The 22,481-nt window shown below is 62.7% G+C and carries 22 protein-coding genes and 1 other RNA gene; 19 read left to right on the top strand and 4 right to left on the bottom strand.

All coding sequences use genetic code 11. The annotated features are described in order from the left end of the window. Positions 1-20 precede the first annotated feature (20 nt). Entirely contained in the window at positions 21-440 is a 420-nt protein-coding gene (locus NIM87_RS09170) for a hypothetical protein (RefSeq protein WP_254674358.1), read from the bottom strand. Between the two features lie 116 nt (positions 441-556). Between NIM87_RS09170 and NIM87_RS09165 the strand changes: the two genes are divergently transcribed. From NIM87_RS09165 to NIM87_RS09090, 16 genes are all read left to right on the top strand, one after another. Next, positions 557-1,594 (top strand): AraC family transcriptional regulator, encoded by a 1,038-nt coding sequence (locus tag NIM87_RS09165; protein ID WP_254674357.1) that lies wholly within the window; start codon positions 557-559, stop codon positions 1,592-1,594. A gap of 91 nt (positions 1,595-1,685) precedes the next feature. Beyond that, complete coding sequence (locus tag NIM87_RS09160; protein ID WP_254674356.1) at positions 1,686-2,810, top strand: DUF2336 domain-containing protein; 1,125 nt, start codon at positions 1,686-1,688, stop codon at positions 2,808-2,810. Positions 2,811-2,864: 54 nt separating this feature from the next. Beyond that, on the top strand, positions 2,865-3,917 hold the full coding sequence (locus NIM87_RS09155) for an ABC transporter ATP-binding protein (RefSeq protein WP_254674355.1): 1,053 nt from the start codon (positions 2,865-2,867) through the stop codon (positions 3,915-3,917). Between the two features lie 201 nt (positions 3,918-4,118). Beyond that, on the top strand, positions 4,119-5,090 hold the full coding sequence (locus NIM87_RS09150; protein WP_254674797.1) for an extracellular solute-binding protein: 972 nt from the start codon (positions 4,119-4,121) through the stop codon (positions 5,088-5,090). Between the two features lie 37 nt (positions 5,091-5,127). Further along, positions 5,128-6,795 carry an ABC transporter permease gene (locus tag NIM87_RS09145; RefSeq protein ID WP_254674354.1) on the top strand — a complete coding sequence of 556 codons (1,668 nt, stop codon included), beginning with the start codon at positions 5,128-5,130 and terminating at the stop codon, positions 6,793-6,795. 495 nt (positions 6,796-7,290) lie between these two features. After that, positions 7,291-8,262: an ArsR/SmtB family transcription factor gene (locus NIM87_RS09140; RefSeq protein WP_254674353.1), complete on the top strand. Its 972-nt coding sequence runs from the start codon at positions 7,291-7,293 to the stop codon at positions 8,260-8,262. Continuing rightward, on the top strand, positions 8,255-9,148 hold the full coding sequence (gene metF / locus NIM87_RS09135) for a methylenetetrahydrofolate reductase [NAD(P)H] (protein WP_254674352.1): 894 nt from the start codon (positions 8,255-8,257) through the stop codon (positions 9,146-9,148). Before NIM87_RS09140 ends, metF begins: the two co-directional genes overlap by 8 nt. 126 nt (positions 9,149-9,274) lie before the next feature. Continuing rightward, on the top strand, positions 9,275-10,063 hold the full coding sequence (locus NIM87_RS09130) for a hypothetical protein (RefSeq protein ID WP_254674819.1): 789 nt from the start codon (positions 9,275-9,277) through the stop codon (positions 10,061-10,063). 90 nt (positions 10,064-10,153) lie between these two features. Beyond that, positions 10,154-10,900, top strand: a complete 747-nt coding sequence (locus NIM87_RS09125; RefSeq protein ID WP_254674351.1) for a J domain-containing protein — start codon at positions 10,154-10,156, stop codon at positions 10,898-10,900. A 32-nt stretch (positions 10,901-10,932) separates the two neighbouring features. After that, positions 10,933-11,316: RNase P RNA component class A (gene rnpB, locus NIM87_RS09120), an RNA gene on the top strand. A 131-nt stretch (positions 11,317-11,447) separates the two neighbouring features. After that, positions 11,448-11,600, top strand: a complete 153-nt coding sequence (locus NIM87_RS09115) for a hypothetical protein (RefSeq protein WP_254674350.1) — start codon at positions 11,448-11,450, stop codon at positions 11,598-11,600. A 164-nt stretch (positions 11,601-11,764) separates the two neighbouring features. Then, a complete protein-coding gene (locus NIM87_RS09110; RefSeq protein WP_254674349.1) occupies positions 11,765-12,865 on the top strand; it encodes a carboxynorspermidine decarboxylase in 1,101 nt (366 codons plus the stop codon). A 44-nt stretch (positions 12,866-12,909) separates the two neighbouring features. Continuing rightward, positions 12,910-14,205, top strand: coding sequence for a saccharopine dehydrogenase family protein (locus NIM87_RS09105; RefSeq protein ID WP_254674348.1), 1,296 nt, complete (start codon positions 12,910-12,912; stop codon positions 14,203-14,205). A gap of 177 nt (positions 14,206-14,382) precedes the next feature. After that, positions 14,383-14,811, top strand: a complete 429-nt coding sequence (locus NIM87_RS09100; RefSeq protein ID WP_254674347.1) for a hypothetical protein — start codon at positions 14,383-14,385, stop codon at positions 14,809-14,811. A gap of 4 nt (positions 14,812-14,815) precedes the next feature. Then, positions 14,816-15,052 (top strand): helix-turn-helix transcriptional regulator, encoded by a 237-nt coding sequence (locus NIM87_RS09095; protein ID WP_254674346.1) that lies wholly within the window; start codon positions 14,816-14,818, stop codon positions 15,050-15,052. A gap of 86 nt (positions 15,053-15,138) precedes the next feature. Then, a complete protein-coding gene (locus NIM87_RS09090) occupies positions 15,139-16,164 on the top strand; it encodes an NAD(P)-dependent alcohol dehydrogenase (RefSeq protein WP_254674345.1) in 1,026 nt (341 codons plus the stop codon). Between the two features lie 28 nt (positions 16,165-16,192). Here the strand turns inward: NIM87_RS09090 and NIM87_RS09085 are convergent, their stop codons facing one another. From NIM87_RS09085 to NIM87_RS09075, 3 genes are read right to left on the bottom strand one after another with little or no spacing between them, the layout of a single operon-like run. Continuing rightward, the gene (locus NIM87_RS09085) at positions 16,193-17,224 is read right to left on the bottom strand and encodes a histidine kinase dimerization/phosphoacceptor domain -containing protein (RefSeq protein WP_254674344.1); all 1,032 of its coding nucleotides are present in this window, start codon (positions 17,222-17,224) and stop codon (positions 16,193-16,195) included. 7 nt (positions 17,225-17,231) lie between these two features. Further along, positions 17,232-17,675, bottom strand: a complete 444-nt coding sequence (locus tag NIM87_RS09080; RefSeq protein ID WP_254674342.1) for a response regulator — start codon at positions 17,673-17,675, stop codon at positions 17,232-17,234. Next, complete coding sequence (locus NIM87_RS09075) at positions 17,672-19,168, bottom strand: sensor histidine kinase (RefSeq protein ID WP_254674341.1); 1,497 nt, start codon at positions 19,166-19,168, stop codon at positions 17,672-17,674. Before NIM87_RS09075 ends, NIM87_RS09080 begins: the two co-directional genes overlap by 4 nt. A 204-nt stretch (positions 19,169-19,372) precedes the next feature. Between NIM87_RS09075 and rsmH the strand changes: the two genes are divergently transcribed. From rsmH to NIM87_RS09060, 3 genes are read left to right on the top strand one after another with little or no spacing between them, the layout of a single operon-like run. Continuing rightward, positions 19,373-20,374, top strand: coding sequence for a 16S rRNA (cytosine(1402)-N(4))-methyltransferase RsmH (gene rsmH, locus NIM87_RS09070; RefSeq protein WP_254674340.1), 1,002 nt, complete (start codon positions 19,373-19,375; stop codon positions 20,372-20,374). After that, on the top strand, positions 20,371-20,754 hold the full coding sequence (gene ftsL, locus NIM87_RS09065; RefSeq protein ID WP_254674339.1) for a cell division protein FtsL: 384 nt from the start codon (positions 20,371-20,373) through the stop codon (positions 20,752-20,754). The genes rsmH and ftsL overlap by 4 nt, the downstream gene beginning before the upstream one ends. Beyond that, positions 20,754-22,463, top strand: coding sequence for a peptidoglycan D,D-transpeptidase FtsI family protein (locus NIM87_RS09060; protein ID WP_254674338.1), 1,710 nt, complete (start codon positions 20,754-20,756; stop codon positions 22,461-22,463). Before ftsL ends, NIM87_RS09060 begins: the two co-directional genes overlap by 1 nt. Positions 22,464-22,481: the final 18 nt, after the last annotated feature.

Below are 22,481 nucleotides of genomic sequence, written 5' to 3'. Positions count from 1 at the left end.
GGGCGTTTGCCCGGGCCTTTTCATTCGGCGGCGATGGTCTGGCCGCTGCGCCAGGGTTCGACGCGTGTGCAACTGCGCATTGCGTAGCCCCAGGGAATGATGAGCACGAAGGGAACCGCAAAGGCGACGGCGAACAGGATGTCCCCCGCCGCTGGCGTGAAGCGCCCGCTTTGCCAGAGCGGCAAGGCCACCGAGACGCTCCAGATCAGTTTCCAGACCACCTCGAAGATCAGCAGCGGCAACATGCGCAGCGGCGTCATCAGGCCCAGCCCGCAGGTGAGGCCGAGCCCGGCCAGCAGCGCGTTGACCGCGCCGGTCATCAGCGGCTGGTCGGCCGCGCCAACAAGGACCTGGGGCCAGACGGTGATACCCAGTCCCACGAACATCAGCGCATAACAGGTCCGCAGCAGGTTGAGGCGGATGACGGACGGCTGGGTCATGCGAGAAGGCTCCGTATGGGGTGGCAGCAGGGTGTGCCGACTTATCCGCAACGCTGCCGGCAGTTACAATGACCGCGCGGGTCAATTGAATTGACCTTGGGTGTCATGGGGGGAGCATGCAGCAGGCATCGATTGCCGCAGGAATTGTGAGCGGGTTTGTCGCGTTCCTTGATGGTCAGGGTGTTGATGGCCGCGCGCTTGCAGCCACGGCCGGCATTGCCGGCGGCGTGCTGGTCGATCCCGACGCGCGCCTGCCCTTTGATCGCTATGCCGCGCTGGTCGGGCTGGCACACAAGACGACGGGCGATACGGGACTGTCGTTGCGCTTTGGCGCGGCTGTCGGCATGGCCGATCTCTCCATCCTTGGTCTGATCATGGAAGCCTCGGCAACCATGGGCGAGGCCTTTGTGCAGATGCAACGCTATGGCCGCCTGGCGCTGGCTGCTGATCCGTCGCTGCCGCCGCGCTTCGCGATGGAGCACCATGGGGAACGACTTTATCTCGTTGACCGGGGGCCCGATCCAGACAGTTTTCCCGAAATGACCGAGGAGGCGTTTGCGCAGCTCACCTGCGGGCCGCGGCGCTTCCTCACGCGGCCTCACGTCCTTTCCGTGCATGTCACGCATGAGGCGCCGCGACATGCGGAACTCTACGCTGAGATATTTGCCTGCCCTGTGCATTTCGGCGCCGTCTTCAATGCGCTGGAGCTTCCGCTCGACATTGCCGACTGGCCGGTGGCGCGAGAGCGCCGCTATGTCTTTGGGGTGCTGTGCGAAAAGGCGGAAAGCCTGCTGCGTGAGGCCGTGCCGGTCGCCAGCATCAGGGCGCTTCTCGATGCGGCCATCCGGGCGAGCCTTCACCAGGGGGAGCCCGGTGCTGACCCCTTGGCGCGGAGCCTGGGTTTCAGCCGGTCAACGCTGTTCCGGCGGCTGCGGGACGAGGGTACGAGCTTTGCGCGCGTGCTCGATGGGGTGCGACACGATCTGGCGTTACAATATCTGGCTGGCGGACGCAGCTCCCTTGCGGAGATCGCCTATCTGCTTGGCTTTTCCGAACCGGCTGCCTTGTCCCGAGCTTTTCAGCGCTGGACAGGTGAAACTCCGGGTCAATACCGCCTGCGCAGCCGCCTATCAGGCGTCAAAGATACAATTTGAATCAAATTGCGTCCCCCCGCTTCAGGCCCCACAAGCATGTGGAGGTCACTCTGTCCCGACACAGTGCGGCAGAAGCCGGGAGAATCGACCCATGACCGAGTTCGAAGAAGGCCACCGGGCATTCGCGAATTTCCGCGTTCTCAATGGTGAGGACAACCAGTTTGAGCGTGAGCAACTGTTCCGCACCACGGCGCAGCTTTTCAGCTATGTGTCGGATCGCTGCGACGACGATCAGGTCGCCCAGTATGATGAGGTGCTGTGCCAGCTGGCCGAGCTGGTCGAGGTCGAGGCGCGGGTGCATGTCGCCAAGCTGCTCGCCCCGCTGGAACGCGCGCCGGGCACCGTTCTGGTCAAGCTTGCCAACGACACCATCGAGGTGGCGCGCCCGCTGCTCGAGTTCTCCAATGTGCTGAGCGATGACGATCTCATCGATATCATCACCCGCCAGAGTGAAGATCACCGCGTCGCCATTGCCAGCCGCGCCACGCTGACCGAGCGGGTCGGTGAAGCGCTGGTCGAGCATGGCCAGACCGCGTCTGTCGTGCGCCTGGTGCGCAATCCCAAGGCCGAGTTCGACCGCGCCACGCTCGAGAAGCTCGTGCATCGCGCCACCCAGGACGCCGAAATTGCCGCCGACCTGCGTGGCCGTACAGACATCGACTGGAAATCGCTCCGCGGCGAGATCGATACTGTCGCTGGCAAGGTGCTGGAAACGCTCGGCAATATGGATCGCCACGTTGATCCGATTGCCGCCGGCAAGATCAATACTGTCGTTTACAATCGCATCCGCAACCGCGCCGGCTTCAACGCGCAGGAGTGGAAGGTTGCCTATAACCAGGTCAAGGGTCTGGCCGATCGCAAGCAGCTCAATGACCGGGCGCTGGCTCGTTTCGCCCGCTTCGGCTATGGCCACCATGCCGCGGCCGCCATTGCGGTCATGCTCCAGGTTGGCCCGGAAATCGTGGTCAAGTGGCTGGCCGGCCAGGACTATGTCGCCGTCATCGTGGCGCTGCGCGCTTCGGGCATGACGCCGGACCTGTTCGAGGCCATCGCCGCTACCTTGCCCTGGCGCGACCTGCCCAGCGATGCCGAAAAGAAAATGGTCCTCTCGCGCTTTGAGGCGCTGGACATGGACGACGCCAAGAACATCTTCGAACTCTGGCGTGCCCACTCCTTCCGCAAGCGCGCCATGGGCGAAGATCGTCAGACTGCCTGAGACTGTTGGCTGCTCCATCTTGACAATATACGGCTGTCACCGCCACTAGCAGGCATGAACTCTGCCAAATCCATGCTTGTGCTGGACGGTGTCACCCGTCACTTCGGCGATGTCGCTGCCTTGCAGGATGTGTCCCTGGAAGTGGGCGAGGGGCTGACCGTGTGCCTGGTCGGACATTCGGGGTGCGGCAAGTCCACGCTCCTCAGGTCCATTGCCGGCATTGAGACGCTGGATCACGGCAGCATATTGATCGACGGGGTCCCCGTATCCGGTCACGGTGTCTTTGTGCAGCCCGAGCATCGCCATGTCGGCTTCATGTTCCAGGACTATGCCCTGTTTCCCCATCTCAGCGTGCGCGCCAATATCGGCTTTGGTCTGTCCGGCCTCGCCCGGTCTGAACGCGACCTGCGCGTTGCCGATATCATCGAGCGCATCGGCATTGGCGCGTTGGCAGACCGGTATCCGCATATGCTATCCGGTGGTGAGCAACAGCGCGTGGCCCTGGCCCGCGCCCTGGCGCCACGCCCGCGGCTTTTGTTGATGGACGAGCCTTTTTCCAATCTGGACCGTGGCCTGCGCGACAAGGTGCGGCTGGAAACCATGTCGATTGTGCGTGACCTGGGCATGACCGCCGTGGTCGTCACCCATGATCCCGAAGAGGCTCTGGCAATCGGGGACATGGTTGCCCTGATGAAGAAGGGCCGGCTGGTCGAGGCCGGTAGCGGCGAGCGCATGTATGACGCGCCGTGGACGGCCTATGCCGCCTCGTTTTTTTCGCGCATTAACACCATTCCCGCGACATCGTCCGCCGAAGGCCTGCAGACGCCGCTGGGACGCTTTCCGGCGCCGGCCCTCAAGGAGGGTGTGCCAAAAGTGCTGTTGCGCCCACAGGCGATATCGCTGGCCGCCACCGGAATCAGCGCGCGGGTCATCGAGCGATCCGTTTTGGGTGAGCTGGAGGAGCTGTCGCTGGCCGTGGAAGGGCTGACCGCCCCGCTGATCATGCGCGGCACTGCCCGTCATGACGTTCGCCCCGGCGACGAGGTCTTTCTGCAAGTAAACGCCCGTCAGGTCATGGTTTTTCCTGACGACGATGCGCAGGATTGATTGTTTAGCATAATCAGTAGCTTAGAGTCATTCTAAGCTTGTTCGGTATAACTTGACATCGCGCCTCTACTATGACTTTTGCGCCCCATGAGCGCCGCGTCAGGGCCTCCCGCGCATTCGAAGTCAGTTAATAAGGGAATCAGCATGCGACACGTTTTCCGAACCATTTGCGTCACGAGCCTGGTGGCTCTGGGTGCGGCGATGCCGGCCATTGCGCAGGAGGTCAACATCTACACGACGCGCGAGCCTGGTCTCATCCAGCCGCTGCTCGACGCGTTCACGGCCGAGACCGGCATTGCCGTCAACACAGTATTTCTCGAAAGCGGCCTGATCGAGCGCGTTCAGGCCGAAGGCGACAGCTCGCCGGCCGATCTGCTGATGGCCGTCGATTTTGGCGCGCTGATCGATCTGGTGGATGCCGGTGTAACCCAGGCCGTGGATTCCGACGTGCTGGAATCGACTGTGCCGGCCTCGCTGCGGGATGCGGATGGTCGCTGGTTCGCCCTGTCCGGTCGGGCGCGCGTGGTCTATGCCGCCAAGGAGCTGGACCTCGACAGCATCACCTATGAGCAGCTGGACGATGAGCAGTTCCGCGGCAAGCTCTGCATCCGTTCGGGCCAGCACCCGTACAACACCGCTCTGTTCGCGGCCTATATGGCGCGCTACGGCGAAGAGGCCACCAAGACCTGGCTGGAAGGCATCAAGGCCAACCAGGCGCGCGCTGCGGCCGGTGGCGACCGTGACGGCGCCCGCGATATTGCAGCCGGCGTGTGCGACATCGCCGTTGCCAATTCCTACTATTTCGGCCTGATGGCCAGCGGCGCCGGTGGCGACGAACAGAAGGCCTGGTCGGATGCGGTCAAGGTCCTGCTGCCCACGTTCGAGGGCGGCGGCACGCTGGTCAATGTCAGCGGTGCAGCCGTGGCAGCGCATGCGCCCAATCGCGACGAGGCCGTGCAACTGCTGGAATATCTGGTCTCGGACGACGCCCAGAAGCTCTACGCCGAAGCCAATTTCGAATACCCGGTGTCCGAGACAGCGACGGTCCACCCGATCATCGCCGCCTTCGGTGACCTGCAGCCGGATTCCCAGTCGCTGAGCGATGTGCTGCCGTTCCGGGCGCGCGCCAGTGAGCTGGTGGACGAGGTCAATTTCGACACCTTCGGCAACTAGGATCGTGATGCGGCGCCTCAGGGCGCCGCAGTTTTCCATGGCAGATCATACCGCCGGCCGGCTGCCTGCCAGGCCGAACATCAGGATCAGTCTTTGGGCCGTCGTGGCAGGTGTCACGGCGGCTTTCGCACTGCTGCCGATAGCTGCAATTGCATTCATCGCGCTGGCCGACACCGGCTCGCTTTGGGGGCATGTCCTGGCCCATGTCCTGCCCCAGGCGGCCTGGAATACCTTTGTGCTGCTGGTTGGCAGCGGAATCATCGCCATGCTGGTGGGAACCGGCGCCGCCTGGATTGTTTCGGCTTATGATTTCCGGGGCAGGGGTGTTCTCGAATGGGCGCTGCTGCTCCCGCTCGCCGTTCCGGCCTATATCATGGCCTATGCCTATCTCGATATTCTGAGCCCGCTTGGTCCGGTGCAGGGCGTGGTGCGCTGGGTGCTGGGCTATTCGAGTCCGCGCGAGTTCCGCTTGCCCGACATCCGCTCGATGTGGGGCGCCATTCTGGTTTTCGGGTTCGTCCTCTACCCCTATGTCTATTTGACGGCCCGGGCGATGTTCCTGGCCCAGACGGCAAACGTGGTCGAGGCTGCTCGGACGCTTGGCGTGCCGCGCTCCGGCATTTTCTGGCGCGTGGCGCTGCCCATGGCGCGCCCGGCCATCGCCGTGGGCGTCTCTTTGGCCCTGATGGAAGTGCTCAACGACGTCGGCGCGTCGCAGTTTCTGGGCGTCAGGACCATGACGGCGGCAGTCTACACCACCTGGATCGTGCGGACCGACCTGGCCGGCGCCAGCCAGATCGCCATGGGCATGCTGGCCATGGTGTTGGCACTGGTCATGCTCGAGCGTTGGGCGCGACGGGACCAGCGGTTCGCCGCCAATGCGCAAAGCTCGCGGTCGATGCCGCGTCAACCGCTCAAGGGACTTCCAGCTTTGATCGCCCTGGCACTGGGTGCAGCGCCGATCCTGATCGGATTTGCCGGTCCTGCGCTTTATCTGATTGTTGCGGCCGTCAAGCGCCTGGAGTTTGCGGGGCTTTCCGCGAGCCTGGTGCGTGCCACGGTCAATACCGTCAGCATGTCTGCCATGGCGACGCTGGTCATCCTGGTCTTGGGCTTTGCTGTTGCCTATGCCGCGCGCCTGCACGCCGGGGGCTGGTCGGCCACCGCCATGCGGGTCGCGTCACTGGGCTATGCTGTGCCCGGAACGGTTCTGGCCATCGGCATTCTGGTGCCTGTTGCCGCCTTCGACCGCACCTTGAGCAGCCAGTGGCAATCCCTGACCGGATTGCCCGGGGGCTTGCTGCTGCTCGGCTCCGGTGCGGCGCTCGTCTATGCCTATGCGGCACGGTTCCTTGCAATTTCGGCCGGTGGGATTGATGCGGGACTGAGCCGCATCCCGCCGGCCTTTGATCACGCCTCGCGCACGCTGGGCCAGTCTTCCACCGGAACGCTCTTGCGCGTCCACCTGCCGTTGTCGCGCCCGGCCCTCACGGCTGCCGGGCTGCTGGTCTTTGTCGATTGCATGAAAGAATTGCCGGCGACTCTGCTGTTGCGCCCGCTCAATTTCGAGAGCCTGGCCACGCTGCTCTATGGCGAGGCCGCCCGCGGAACCTATGAGGATGCGGCGCTTGCCGCGCTGATCATCGTCGCCATCGGCATCCTGCCGGTGATCCTATTGGCCCACACTTCGCGCTCCGTTCGGTGATGGTGAGCGCTTATCTCTGAGCCTTCGAGGACGAGCAGGGCTTGTGAGACTTATCCCCGCCCCTCAACCATCCCCCATACTCCGCTCATCCCCACCGGCAACACGCGATGCCGACGAAGCATCGGGTGGGGAGACGGGCCGCACCGGGTCGCCGGGGCGGGGGCGTGTATGCTGACCACCGGCCAGTTGTCGGCGGCACGGCTTGAGATCGGGACCAAGCGCCATCGCGAGGCCCCACCGGCAGATTACCGTCGGGCGTATCCATTCCGTGATCCGGGGCAACAACCTGCAAGGGGGCCGCTCGATGCATGCGTCACAAATCCCGATCGTGGGAAGCGGCTTTCGCCTCTTCTTTACTAAAACCTTCGGGGCGAAAGCCGCTTTTCACCGTGTCACCGTAGGCCCCAGGGCCGGGCGGCGCGAAAGTATGCCTGAAAATAGGCTGGACCCCGTCCTCAAATTAGATATAAAGATATCTTTATATCTGAGGGCGCGATGAGCGGATTGAGTGAATTGGTCGGGGTGCTGAAGGCAGCGGGTGAGGACACCCGCCTGCGTCTGCTCGCGCTTCTGGCCGACGGCGATCATTCGGTCAAGGACCTCACCGAAATCCTTGATCAGAGCCAGCCGCGCGTTTCGCGACATTTGAAGCTTTTGGCCGATGCGGGCCTGGTGCAGCGCCACGCCGAAGGGGCCTGGGCCTATTACCGGCTGGCGCCGGACGGGCAGGGGGCCAATCTGGCGCGTTGGCTGACCGCGCGCATTGATCCCAACGATCCTGAGCGCCAGCGCGACCGGATGCGACAGACCGAGGCCCGCGCTGAACAGCAGGCGCTGGCCGCCGCCTATTTTGCCAAAGTCGCCAAAAGCTGGGACTTGCTCAAGACCCTGCATGTGCCCGAGGCGGCTGTCGAGGCGGCGGTGCTGGCTGAATTGGGCGGGCGCAGCGTTGATCTTCTGGTCGATCTGGGCACGGGCACCGGACGCATGCTCGAAGTGCTGGCCCCGGCCTATATGCGCGGCGTTGGCATCGATGCCAGCCGGGAAATGCTGGCGGTAGCGCGCTCGCGCCTTGCCGCATCGAAAGTATCACACGCCCAGGTGCGGCTGGGCGATATCGCGGCGCTCGACCCGGCCATTGGTCCAGCCGATGTCGTGGTCATCCACCAGGTGCTGCACTATTTCGACGATCCGGGCCGAATGCTGGCGCAGGCCCGGCGCCTGCTCAAATCGGGCGGGGAAATCCTCATCGTGGATTTTGCCCCGCATGACCTCGAATTCCTGCGCAGTGAACACGCCCATCGGCGTCTGGGACTGTCGCAGGAACAGATGAACGGCTGGGCGGCCATTGCGGGGCTTGAAGTGCTCTCGATGCGCGAATTTCCCAGCGACACCAAAGATCGCGGCCTGACGGTGTGCCTCTGGCACCTGGGTGACCGCAACACGACGGAACAGAGTAATGCTTGACGACAATCTGCGCGCCAGCCGCAAGACCGCCCACCAGCGTCCCGAATTGCAGCTGTCCTTCGAATTCTTTCCGCCCAAGACCGACGCGATGGAAGAGCGCTTCTGGGACAGCATCTCCAAGCTGGCGCCCCTGAGCCCGCGTTTTGTCTCGGTCACCTATGGTGCTGGTGGCTCGACGCGCGAGCGGACCCTGCGCATGGTCAGCCGCATCACCTCGGATACCGGCGTCGCTGCAGCGGCGCACCTGACCTGCGTAGGTGCGACCCGCGACGAGGTTGATGAAGTGGTGCGCGGCTACAAGCAGGCTGGCGTCAACAGCATCGTGGCATTGCGCGGTGACCCGCCGGAAGGGGTGGGCCAGCCGTTCACTCCGCACCCAGAGGGATATCAGAACGCGGCCGACCTAGTCGCTGGCATCCGCAGACAGGGGGATTTCGATATTTCGGTCGCTGCCTATCCAGAAAAGCACCCGCAAAGTGCGGATTGGGACGCCGATATCGACAATCTCAAGCGCAAGATCGATGCCGGTGCCAACCGCGCCATTACCCAGATGTTTTTCTCGAACGCCGACTATTTGCGCTATGTCGAGCGAGCGCAGAAAGCCGGCGTTACCGCGACCATCGTGCCGGGTATACAGCCGATCCACTCCTTCAAGCAGATTTCGGGCTTTGCGTCGCGCTGTGGTGCCTCGATACCTGCCTGGCTGGCGGAGCGCTTCGAGGGGCTGGAGGACGATCCCGAGACCCACGCGCTGGTTGCCGCTGCCGTGGCGGCCGAGCAGGTCACCGAATTGCTCGACGAGGGCGTCACCGAGTTCCATTTCTATACGCTCAACCGCTCCAATCTGGTGTTGGCGCTGGCGCGGCTTTTGGGGCGTCGACCCTAGGACAGCGTCCGTTCAGGTGGCGTTCAGGCTGGCTGGTCCAGGATTGGCGGAACCGCCCTTCATATTGTGGCCATGAAAAGGGGCGATGTCCCGGCCTCGGGCGGAACATGTTGGAAGTCTGAGTCTATGCCGATTGATCGCCGTATCGCCAATGGCCTTGCCTGGGCCGGTGCCTTTGTAGTCATTGCCATTCCGGCTGCCGATGCCGCATTGCGCCAGTTCGCGCCGCCAGCAGCCCCCCATGTGGCCGTGGTGGACATCGAGGAGACGGTCGCGCCAAGCCTGCCGACCCCCGCGGCGCAAAGGCCAAAGCCGGTTATCGTGGCCGACACGCCCGCGGTAGAGCCGGCCGTCACGCCAGCACAGCCCACGCCGCAACCGGCGTCGGCCCCCACGCCTGATCCTGATCCGGTGCAAACCGCGACCGCGACGCCGCGCGTGCCGGGCGCTGACGCGGTCGATAGTTTCCTTCAGTCCGGTCGCTCGCTGCCCAGCTATATAACGGGTGGCGGAACCGCAGCGCCGGTTGAGCCGGCCAGCGTGGCCAAGCCGGTGCAGCCCGCCGAGACCGTGATCACCCCGGAGCCGCAGGTCGTGGCAGCACTGCCGCGGACCCGTATTGTCACATTCCCGACCCCGGTATCGGAGCGCCCTGCCTCGCGTCCTCAGGTGCAAGCTGTCGCTCGTCCGCCTCTTGTCATCGACACGCAAGGGCCGGTAATCACCGCCGTCGATCTCGAGGATTGGGAAAGTGGGCCGCTCTCGGAATTTCTCGCCAGCCGCCAGGATGAAAGCCAGCCGGTCTCACCCGACTACGATGGCGACGGCTTCTTCCTCGACGAGGGCCCCAACCGGAGCAATCGGTCACAGCGCTTTCCCAGAGCCTATGAGGACCGCTATTATTCGTTTGAGTGACCAGCAGGGCGACCATGCTGATCTGGTCATGGACCCTGGCCGCCGAAGAGGGTAGTCCTTGTGGCCCGATGGGTAGATGAAGAGCGCAAAATGCTGTGTTGCGTCCGCAAGGCCGAAGACAATCGCGACGTTTGGCAGAAACTGGCCCAGTTTCTCGGATCGTTTTCGCAGCGCACTGGCGTTGCTGGTCAGGTCGCCAATATTCTTGATCCCGACAGCTGGCTGCCGGGCGGGCGCGATGCAGCCTTCACGCTGGCGCTGATTGCCCTTTCGGCCAAGATGGCGGTGGCCGATGGCGCGGTGACGGCTTCGGAAGTGCGGGCCTTCAACGCCACGGTCGAAATCGCCAAGGGCAGCGAGCCGCAGGTCGAACGGCTCTTCAACCTCGCCAAGCAGGATGTCTCCGGCTACGACGCCTATGCCCGCAAGGTGGCGCGGTTTTTCTCGGACACGCCTGATACGCTGGAACATGTGCTCGATAGCCTGTTCTTTATCGCCACTGCCGATGGTCTCGTGCACGAGGCCGAGCTCGATTATCTACGCGACGTCAGCGCGATCTTCGGGTTCGACGATGCGCGGTTCGAACAGATCGCGGCCCAGCACGTGATGCTCGAAGACGGTGTCGATCCCTATACGGTACTTGGCCTCAGCCATGATGCGCCGCCCGAGGAAGTGCGGCGGGTTTATCGGCTGCTGGTGTCCGAGCATCATCCCGACCGGCTGATCGCCAAGGGCGTGCCGGAGGACTTGATTGACGTGGCTACGGCGCGCATGTCGGCCATCAATATCGCCTATCAGGCCATTACCAAGCCCAAGGTGCAGCCGCTGCTCACTTGACGGCGGACCCAGGCTCGCGCACATAGGCCGCGCCAGTTGACCGGGTGACCGCTGGCGGATGGGTAACTGTCCGCTGGAGGAAAGTCCGGGCTCCATCGAAACACGGTGGCGGCTAACAGCCGCCGGGGGCGACCCCAGGGAAAGTGCCACAGAAAGTAAACCGCCCCGTCTCGACGGGGTAAGGGTGAAAGGGTGCGGTAAGAGCGCACCGGGCGTCTGGCGACAGAAGCCGCACGGTAAACCCCACCGGGAGCAAGACCAAATAGGGATGACGCGGGCTTCGGCCCAGCCTGTTTCGAGGCCAGATCATCCGGGTTGGTTGCAAGAGCGCGCTGGCAACAGCCGTCTCAGATGAATGGTCACCACGTCGCGGCAACGCGGCCCTACAGAACCCGGCTTACAGGTCAACTGGCGTTGATATTTCGGTGACTTTCCGTTTGATGACAAACGTTTAATGCTGCGGCAAGCAAGTGACATCTGCCGGCAATGCTGACGCAATGTGCGCAGTGGCAAGCTCCCGTTCGTTCACTTCAACACGGAGCCTTTCATGAAAAAGATCATTGCCGCACTCATCGCCCTGACCCTGGTCGCCGGCATTGCTGCACCGGCCTTTGCCGCCCAGACGGCCTGCAAATACACCAGCGAGGCCCTGTGCGGGGGCGTGGCCAAGTCGCTGCTCGATACCACCGACGACGATTGACCGCTGATCCCGCCGTATGTCCGGCGGGATTGTGCCCCTGAAGCCTAGCTTCGGGGGCCGCGTCGTTTGCGGTACTTGATCATGACGGAGGGGATCGCTAAACCGTCCAGCTTTCCTCCGCCGCATTCCGGCGGGCACACGCTTATGGAGACGAAGTCCGCGCGATGCCCCTGGCTACTCCCTATTATCTGATCGACGAGAATGCCCTGGCGCGCAATCTGGAGCGGGTGGACCAGCTCCGCGCAGCCTCGGGCGCCAAGTGCCTGCTGGCGCTCAAGTGCTTTGCCACCTGGTCGACCTTCCCCCAGATTGCGCCCCATATGGACGGCACCACATCGTCCTCGCTCAATGAACTGAAACTCGGGCGCGAGAAATTCGGCGGCGAAACCCATGCCTATTCGGTGGCCTGGTCGGACGGCGAGATCGATGAAGCCGTGGCCAATGCCGACAAGATCATCTTCAACTCGGTCAGTCAGCTTGAGCGTTTCGAGGACAAGGCGGCGCACCTGCCGATTGGTCTGCGCGTCAATCCGGGCGTCAGCCATTCCCACTTCGACCTCGCCGATCCCGCACGACAGTTCAGCCGGCTCGGTGAAAGCGAGCGGGCGCGGGTCGAAGCCGTGATGGATCGCGTCTCTGGCTTCATGCTGCATTGCAATTGCGAAAACGACTCGGTCGTCGCGTTTTCCGAGTTGCTCGACACTATTGAGACCCGCATCGGCGACCTGCTGATGCGGCTTGAATGGGTGAGCCTGGGCGGCGGCATCCATTTTACCAAGCCTGGCTACGACATCGACGGTCTTGCTGCGCGGCTCCGGGCCTTTGCCGAAAAGTTCGATGTGCAGGTCTATCTCGAACCCGGTGATACCGTGGTCACCGATACGACCACGCTTGAGGTCTCGGTGCTGGACGTGATCGAAAACGGCAAGGCCGTGGCCATTGTCGATAGTGCCGTCGAGGCCCATATGCTGGACCTCCTCGTCTATCGCGAAAGCGGCTCGGTGGCGCCCAATACCGGCCCCCACCACTACCAGATCGCCGGCAAATCCTGCCTTGCCGGTGACATCTTCGGGGACTTCGATTTCCCCGCGCCACTGTCTGTTGGCGACCGGATCTCGCTGCTCAATGCAGCGGGATATACCATGGTGAAGAAAAACTGGTTCAATGGCGTGGCGATGCCCGCTATAGCCATTCGCAGGAAAAACGGCGACGTCGAACTTGTGCAAAGTTTCGATTATGCCGACTATGTCGCCAGCCTGTCATAAACATGGCTGTCCCAGCCACCCGTTACAAAGGTGTTTCGTGCCAATTGAAGAAGAACGTTTTGATTATCGGCGCCGGAGGTGTCGCGCAGGTCGCTGCCTATAAGGCAGCAATGCACAATGATGTGCTTGGAGACATTCACATTGCCTCCCGCACCATGTCCAAATGCGAGGCGCTGGTCGCCGGCATACTGGATAAAAAGGCGCTCAAGCGCCCGGGTATTCTGGCCGCCCACCAGCTCGACGCCATGGATGTCGAGGCGACAAAGGCCTTGATCCGTCGGACCAAGAGTCAGATCGTCCTCAATGCGGGGTCGTCTTTCCTCAATATGAGCGTCCTGCGCGCCTGTATCGACACGGGCGTTGCCTATATCGACACGGCCATCCACGAGGACCCCACCAAGGTATGCGAGACGCCGCCCTGGTATGGCAATTACGAGTGGAAGCAGCGCGAGGAATGCGAGCGCAAGGGCGTCACGGCCATTCTCGGCGCCGGGTTTGATCCGGGCGTGGTCAATGCCTATGCGGCGCTGGCCGCCAATGCCTATTTCGACCGCATCGAGAGCATCGACATCATCGATGTCAATGCCGGCAGCCATGGCCGCTACTTCGCCACCAATTTCGATCCTGAGATCAACTTCCGCGAATTTACTGGCACCGTGTGGAGTTGGCAGGAGCGCCAGTGGACCGCCAACAAGATGTTCGAGGTCAAGCGCACCGACGACCTGCCGGTCGTGGGGTCGCACACCACCTATCTCACCGGCCATGACGAAGTGCATTCGCTCTCGGCCAATCTGGATGTGCCCAACATTCGTTTCTGGATGGGCTTTGGCGAGCACTACATCAATGTCTTTACGGTGCTCAACACGCTTGGCCTGCTCTCTGAAAAGCCAGTCGTGACTGCCGAGGGCCTTGAAGTCGTGCCCCTCAAGGTCGTGAAGGCCGTCCTGCCCGACCCGATGTCGCTGGCGCCGGATTATGCCGGCAAGACTTTCATCGGTGATTTGGTCAAGGGCGTGCGTGACGGTGTCGAGACCGAACTGCTGGTCTACAATGTGGCGGACCACGAAGAGGCCTTTGCTGAAACCAACAGCCAGGCGATTTCCTACACGGCTGGCGTGCCCGCCATTGCAGCGGCCATGCTGATTGCCAGGGGCGAGTGGGATTGCCATCGCATGGTCAATGTCGAGGAACTGCCGCCCGTGCCGTTCATCGACCTGCTCGGCAAGATCGGCCTGCCCACCCGCATCCGCGACGACAAGGGCGACCGCACCTTCGACCCGAAGGAATTCGCAGAGCGCCGAACGCCACCCGAGCGCATCGCCCGCGTCAGCGGCACCTGATCAAGACAAGCGGCCGGGACCTTTCCCGGCCGTTGCTTTTTCGAGCATGGTTTCATCCTCCAGGTCAGCCCCAGAAATCCGACGGTGAATGGACTTTACGACATCGTGTATGAATTAATTGACATGATGTCGGCTTTGGCATACTTGTTCCGTTGAGGCAAACGGGAGTGCACCGAAATGACGTTCAAAGAGATGATGGCCGGCGTGCAATTGCTCGGTGTAGTGGCCATCGGCGGTTGGCTGGGTTGGGACGCCCTTAATGGCGGCGCCACCGGCACGACGGCCGAAGTTGCCACAAAACTGCTCTGGGCGGTCGGCGGGATGATCGGGTTCAACATTTTTGGGACGATCATCGGCGCGATCCTGGTCTCCATTGCGCAGGGCGCTGAGCTGCGTGACGAGCCGGCCGACGAACGCGACCATGCGGTTGCTGCGCGCAGCCTGCGCAACAGCGGCATCGCAACTTCGATCCTCGCGGCGCTGGCGCTGATCCCGCTGGCGTTGGGCGTTGACGCCAATCTGGCGATCTATGCGCTGTTCGTGGCCCCGGTTGTGGGTGGCACCATCAATGCCCTTTCCGAGCTCTATTACTACCGGACGATGTAGTGCCATGGGGAAGGGACAACCGAACGTCACCAACAATATTCGCACCCTGCGTTTTCACGCCGGGGAGATGACCCAGGCGGCTCTGGCAGAGCAGGTTGGGGTAACGCGCCAGACCATCGTCGCCATCGAGCAGGGCCGTTATTCGCCCTCGCTGGAAGTGGCCTTCCGCATCGCTCATGCCTTCGGCGTGCCCCTGGTGGAAGTGTTCCAGTGGGTGCCGCCCGGGCCGGATCAGGCCTGACTGCAAATCAATAATCGAACCGATCAGGACGTTTGGGCACTTTGCGGTCATCGACCGTGCACGCCCACAGCATGGAGTGAAACCAAATGAAAGTTGCCGCGCAAAGGCGCTATGGTGGCCCGGAGGTCATCACTATTCAGGAACGTCCGACTCCCGTTCCAGGGGACGATGAGGTGCTGGTTCAGGTGCATGCCAGCACTGTCACCCTCGCTGACTGTGCCTTTCGAAAGGCCGACCCGTTCATCGTTCGCCTGTTTGCCGGACTGTTCCGCCCGAAGATCGACGTGCTTGGTGATGATATCGCCGGTGTGGTCGCGGCAGTCGGTCCGAAGGTGACGCAGTTTTCCGTTGGCGACCGGGTTCATGGGTCGGCGGGCGCCAACTTGGGCGGCATGGCGGAATACGCGTGCCTCAAGGAGGCCGGGGCGATGGTCAAGGCGCCCCCTGGGCAGGATCTCGTGCCCCTTGGCGGCTTGAGTTATGCCTATCTCACCGCCATGCCGTTCATCCGTGACGAAGGCAAGGTCAAGCCGGGTGATCGGGTGCTGATCAATGGCGCGGGCAGCAGTATTGGCGCCGTGGCCATTCAACTCGCGCGGTATTTCGGAGCCGAGGTGACCGCGGTGGCATCGGCACGGCATGAGACATTGGCGCGGGCGCTGGGCGCAGACCATTTCATCGACCGGCATGCAGAGGACTTCACCCGACGGCGGGACAGCTTTGATGTGATTTTCGACGCGGTGGGTAAGTCGAGCCATGCTCGCAGCGCGGCGGCGCTCAAGCAGGGCGGGATCTATCTGACCACGGTGCCAAGCTGGGGCATTTTCTGGCTGATGCTGACCGGTGGGCAGCGCGGCGGTAAACGCGGCAAGCTGGCAACGACCGGCCTGCGGCCTGAACTCGACAAGCGTGGGGACCTGGAAATTCTCAATGCTCTATTGGAACAGGGGGCCGTTCGCCCCGTCACCGACAGGACATTTCCCTTGGCCCGCATCGCTGAGGCGCATCGCTATGTCGAAACCGAGACCAAGGCCGGCGATGTCGTGGTGGTGATGCCGGTGGCCGAAGCTCCACTGCGCCTCGCCGGGCATGCAGCGGACATTGCGGGGTGAGGCAAGTGGGTCTGCGAACGCGTGGCGATCAGGCCTCGAAGGTGACCAGCACCTTCGTGCCTGGCCCTTCGCCATAGGCGACGCTGGCTTCGAGGCTATGCGCCATGGCCTTGACGATACGGCTCCCCAGGCCGGTGCCCTGGGGCTGGCCGGTGCCGCCCCAGCCGATGCCGTCGTCCTCCACCGTCAGGCGGACCTGATTGCTTTCGCGCTTCATGTGAACGCGAACTTCGCCCGGAGCGCGGTCAACATAGGCATATTTGAGGGCATTGGTGACCAGTTCGGTGACGATGACACCGAGTGAAGCGACCTTCTCGGTGGGCATGGGAAAGCCCTCGACCTCGACACGGATGCTGGCTGTTCGTCCGTCGGCCTGCAACGTGTTTTCCAGTTCGCCAACGAGGCTGTTGAGGTAGTCGCCCACCTGCACCGTGCGGACGTCGTCGGAGGTGTACAGGTGGCGATGCACACCGGCGATGGCCTGGATGCGGGCCTGCGTCTCCGAGAGCGCACGCTTGGCCTCGATGTCCTCGACGGCATTGGCCTGCAGACCAACAAGGGCGGCAACCATGGCCAGCGAATTGGCGACGCGGTGATTGACCTCGCCGAGCAGCATTTCGGCCCGCTCACGCGCTTCATAGACCTCGCGCTCCGCCTTGGCCTTGGCGCGGTTGAGGCGCACGTGATCAATCGCGTGATCGATGGAGGCGACCAGCAACTCCATGAATTCTTCGGACAGCGTCTTGGGCACAAAGTCAGTCGCGCCAGACTTCAGGGCGGCCACGGCGATGGCCGTCTCCTCGGACCCGGTGCAATAGACGACCGAAGGGTGATCCTCCATGCCTTCCATGCCCTTGAGCACGTCAAGGCCGGTTCCGGTGGGTAGGTAGTGGTCAAGAGCGACCACATCGACGCCACCGCGCAGGATGATTTCCAGGCCGGCCTCGCCGGTCGCGGCGTGCTCGAAAACATAACCACGGCGCAGCATGGCCTTCTCGACGAGCCGAGACAGGCCCGGATCGTCGTCAATGTAGAGGACATGTGGCGTGCGGCTCGGCATTTTTTGACTATTCGGCCTCAGGGATCTGCATGACCGAAAAGAATAGCCCCAACTGCTTGATGGCGTTGGCGAAGCCCTCGTAGTCCACCGGCTTGGTGATATAGACATTGGCGCCCAGATCATAGCAGCGCTGAATTTCGCGCTGGTCGTCAGTCGTCGTCAGGACCACGACCGGCGAGCGCTTGGTGTGCTCGTTGCTCTTGACCTTCTCAAGGATGTCGATGCCGGTCATGTCCGGCAGGTTGAGATCGAGTAGCACCAGCAGTTGCCGGCCCTTGTTGGCCAGTCCCGAACCATCCGGCCCGAGCAGATAGGCGAGCGCGTCGGTGCCATTGGCGAAGGGCACGATTTCGTTGGCAACGCCGGCGCGCCGGATATTCTTCTCGATGAGGCGGGCATGCCCTTCGTCGTCTTCGACCATGATGATGGTCACGGGCCGTGCATTGTTCATGCGCCGAAACTCCCCAGATAGCTGCGCGAGTCGCGCGGCAGATTGATGATAAACGTGGTGCCCTCACCCAGAGTGGAGGTCAAGGTAATGTCGCCACCCAGACTGCGTACAATTGTACGGACATGGGCCAGCCCGATGCCCTCACCGGGACTGGTTTGCGACCCTGAGCGCCGGAACAGCTCGAACACGCGTTCATGGTCTGCGTCGGCAATGCCACGCCCATTGTCCTCGACTTCAATGACCACTCGATTGCCCGGTACATGGCGCGCCCTGATACTAACCCGCAGGGGGCGTTCTGGTTCCTGATACTTGATAGCATTGTCGAGCAGGTTGCCCAGGATCTGCTCGAGCGACAGGCGGTCGGTGATCAGCTTGCCGACGCGAATGTCGGTGGTGATCTCGCCGTCGCTCTCGGATATCTGGTGGTGAACGGCAGCGGCGCCCGTTTCGGCGACTTCGCTCAACTCAACCGGCTCGGGGTTCAATCGGCGGCGGCCCTCGCGCGAAATCTTGAGAATGGCGTTGATCAGCCCATCCATTTTGCGCGTGGCGGCGCGGATGAAGGTAATTGCCTCGGGCAGATCTTGGGTTGCGGCGAGGCGCGCCTCTTCGGCAATCGGATCGGCTTCTGCCGGGGGCTGTGCCTCCATATAGGATCTGACCGCTCCGACACTGGTTTCCAGTTCCGCGGTAAAGCCCATGATGTTGACCAACGGCGCCCGAAGGTCGTGCGTGACGATATAGGCGAAGCGCTGGATTTCCTCATTGGCCTTGCCAAGATCGGCGGTGCGCTCCTTGACCCGCGCCTCCAGGCCCGAGTTGGCCTCCTCGACGGCGCGGCGGGCATTGGCCAATTCCTGGGTGTAGCTCAGAACCGCCCAGATGGCGCCGCCAATGACCGCAAAGATCACGATGGCCCCAACCAGGGAGACGATGCGCAGGAGGTCGGCTGTGGCGCGCTGGTCGGCGGCGCCCTGTTCAAGGCGCGCGTCGGCCGCGTTGATCAGGCCGGTAAAGAACGCTCCTGCCCGGTCCATCGCCTCTTTGGCTGTATCAACGCGGATGATTTCCTCCGCTTCCTGGTTCTGCCCGCTCTGCACCAGGCCAACGATCCGCGCCATCTCAGAAAGCTTGAAGGCGATGTCCTGGCGCAATTGGTTCACCGGTTCGGCGGCCTGCGGATAAGGCGCCAGAATGGCTTCGAGCGCAGCCAGTCGTTCGTCGATTGGCGGGACGGCCGCTTGGTAGCGGGCGAGATAGGCTTCATCGAGAGTGATGATGTAGCCACGCTGGTTGACAATGGCTTCCTGGAGGAGGTTGCGCAGATCAACAGTGGCAGTCCGCGCCTCGCGCGCCTCGATCACCTCGTTGAAATAGACCTGCGTTCTCTCGCCCAGCCATAGCGTCGTGCCAACGATGCCCAGCAGCGCCAGCAAGCCGACAAGCAGCAGCAGGGCTGTGGACCGCACAAAAGTCTTGCTGGTTATCGGCATGGTGGTCCTCGAGTGGCCTGACTTCTTCGCCCGAACCTGCGCGAAGGGCAATATGCATAGATTAATCCAAAGGCGGTTTTCGGCGACATTGTTGCCATTTGCACCGACCGCGAATGGGAAACAGAATCTTAAGCGTCGCCATGCAAGATCGGCAGCGAGTTTATGTAACCGGCCCGTTCTGGCCGGAGTGGAGTAGTAGCGGATATGGGCAAGCGTTCCCTGCCCGATACCGATGTTCCGGGCGGTCCGCATGTGCCCGTACTGCTGGAGGAAGTGCTGTCGGCCCTTTCGCCGGTCGATGGTTGTCGCATTGTCGATGGCACTTTCGGGGCGGGTGGCTATTCGCGAGCGTTGCTCGAAGCGGGTGCCAAGGTCATCGGTATCGACCGCGATCCGTCAGTTGCCCCGCATGTCGAGGCGCTGCAGCAGGCCTTCCCCCAGAGCTTCACCTTCGTGCCGGGCACATTTTCCGAGCTGGATACCCTGGTCGCTGACCATGGGCCAATTGACGCCGTCGTCCTCGATATCGGCGTTTCCTCGATGCAGCTTGACCAGGCTGATCGCGGTTTCTCCTTCATGCGCGACGGGCCGCTCGACATGCGCATGAGCCGCTCGGGGACGAGTGCCGCTGACCTCGTCAACGAGCTTGATGCCGAGGATCTGGCCAATCTGCTCTATGCCTATGGCGAAGAGCGCAAGTCCCGCCGCATCGCCCAGTTCATCGTTGCCGCGCGCGAGGAGGCGCCGATAACGACGACGCTGGAGCTGGCGCGCATTATCGAGAAGGCCATTGGCCGCAAGCCGGGCGACGCCCATCCGGCCACGCGCTCCTTTCAGGCGCTGCGCATTGCCGTCAATGGCGAGTTTGATCAGCTGGTCGAAGGTCTCTTCGCGGCCGAGCGACTTTTGACCGAGGGCGGACGGATCGCTGTGGTCGCCTTCCATTCGCTTGAGGACCGCATCGTCAAGCGCTTCTTCGATCCCGAAAAGGGTGGCCCTGCCGCCTCGCGCCACCTGCCGCAGCTCGAGGTCGCGCCGCGCCGCTGGAGCCATGTGTCCAAGGCCGTCAAATCCGGTGCGGCCGAGCTGGCGCGCAATCCCCGGGCTCGTTCCGCCGTGTTGCGTAGCGGCACACGGACCGGCGAAGTGGCGCGCCCCGTCGATCTCAAAGGCCTCGGCGTTCCTCAAATCCGGGGTGCCGCATGATCCGCAATCTCAACATTTTCCTGCTGTTTGCTTCGGTCGCTCTGCTGGCAGGCGTCTATGCGCTCAAGTTCTCGATTGAGGGAACTGCGTCGGAACGCACGGCGCTCATCGCCCAGATCGATGATCAGGAAGGCCAGCTGTCGCTGCTCAAGGCCGACTGGGCGGTGCTCAACCAGCCCGGTCATATCGACCCCATTGTGCAACGCCACCAGGTCGAACTGGCCATTGGGCCGGTGCAGCAGCAGCAGTTCGGGTCCTTCGCCGGCCTGCCGATGCGCCCGGTCGCGCCCGACACGGCGGGCATGGATGCGCTCTTTGCCGCCATTGCAGATGGTATCGACCCAATTGATGCCATCTTGCAGATGGAAGGGATCGAATAATGGCCGTCGCTACCGAAGATTTCGCCCCCACCATTGCGCTCGAAGGCGCCCGCAAGCAGCGCGGCAACCTGACCCAGGCGCGCATTCGCTGGATGATCCTGGCCGTGGTGCTTGGCTTTGGTCTGGTCGGCGGTCGTCTGGTGCAATTGGGCATGGTTGAGACCGACCAGACCATCGAGGGCCAGGCACGCGACCTCATTACCGCGACCCGCCCGCCCATTCTGGATCGTAATGGCCTCGAAATGGCCGTCGATATCCGCGTGCCATCACTCTATGCCGAACCGCGTCGGATCATCGATGTCGAGGAGGCGGTCAGCGCTCTGCGCTCGGTGCTGCCCGATCTCGACGAGACCTGGCTGCGCAACCGGCTGAGCGGTGATCAGGGCTTTGTCTGGGTGCGGCGCGAGCTGACGCCGGCAATTCAGGACGCGGTCATGCGACTGGGCATTCCCGGCGTCGATTTCATCACCGAATCCAAGCGTTTTTACCCAGCCATGAACGAGGCCGCGCATGTGCTCGGCTCGACGAATGTGGACAACCAGGGCATTGCCGGCATCGAGCGCCACATGGACAGCGAGTCCGTGGCGCTATTGCAGGACCTTGGCCTGGCGCGTGGCAATGCGCTGACGCCGGTGGAGCTGTCCGTCGATATGCGGGTGCAGCATGTGATGCACGAGCAGCTGGTGGATGCGATGACGCGCTACCAGGCCATTGCTGCTGCGGGCGTGATGATGGACATCCACACCGGCGAGGTCATTGCCCTTGCCTCGGTGCCCGATTTCAATCCGAACGAGCCAGCGACAGCGCTGGTCAAGGACAGCTTTAATCGAATCACCGCCGGCATCTTCGAGCCCGGCTCGATCTTCAAGACCGTGACCATAGCCGGTGCCCTCGATAGTGGTTCGGTGGCCATAACCGACCAGTTCGATGCGCGCTATGGCATCCGTTTCGGGCGCTACACCATCGATGATTTCCACGGCAAGCATCGCATCCTGACGCTGCCCGAAGTCTATAAGTACTCGTCCAATATCGGCACGATCCGCATCATGCAGACGCTGGGCAAGGACAATTTCCGCGCGTTTCTGGGGCGCATGAAATTTGACGAGCGCGTTGACTTCGAGCTGCCTGAAATGCGCGTTCCCACGGTGCCCAAGGAACTCTCCGAGGTTGGAGCCGCCACCGCGTCGTTCGGCCACGGCCTGTCGGTGTCGCCGCTGCACATGGTCACCGCCTATGCTGCCTTCGCCAATGGCGGCAACTACATCGCGCCCACGCTCTACAAGCGCGACATCGCCGAGGCCGAGGCGCTGTACGAGCGGGTCATCAGCCCCGAAACCAGCGATTCCATGCGCTATCTGATGCGCCTTAATGCCCTCGAAGGCTCCGGCTCGCAGATGAACAAGGCCGCGCAGGGCTATCGGGCGGGTGGCAAGACCGGCACCGCCGAAAAGGTGGTGGACGGGCGTTATTCGTCCAGCAAGGTCACCAATTTTTTCGCCTCGGCGTTCCCGCTCGACAATCCGCGCTATGCCATGGTCATCATGGTGGACGAACCCAAGGCCGAGAACCCGCAATCGGGGACCACGGCCGGCTGGAACGCCGGCGCCATTTCCGGCCGCGTCATCCAGCGCGTAGCTCCCATGCTTGGCGTCGCGCCTGACTTCAGCGAAGCCATCGACCAACAAATTGTTCCACCCGTTCTCCGTTAGATCGATCCAGAAGGATTT

The sequence above is a fragment of the Devosia ureilytica genome, from assembly GCF_024273195.1.
Taxonomy (GTDB): Bacteria; Pseudomonadota; Alphaproteobacteria; order Rhizobiales; family Devosiaceae; genus Devosia; species Devosia ureilytica.
This window is presented reverse-complemented; position numbering and strand designations above follow the sequence as displayed.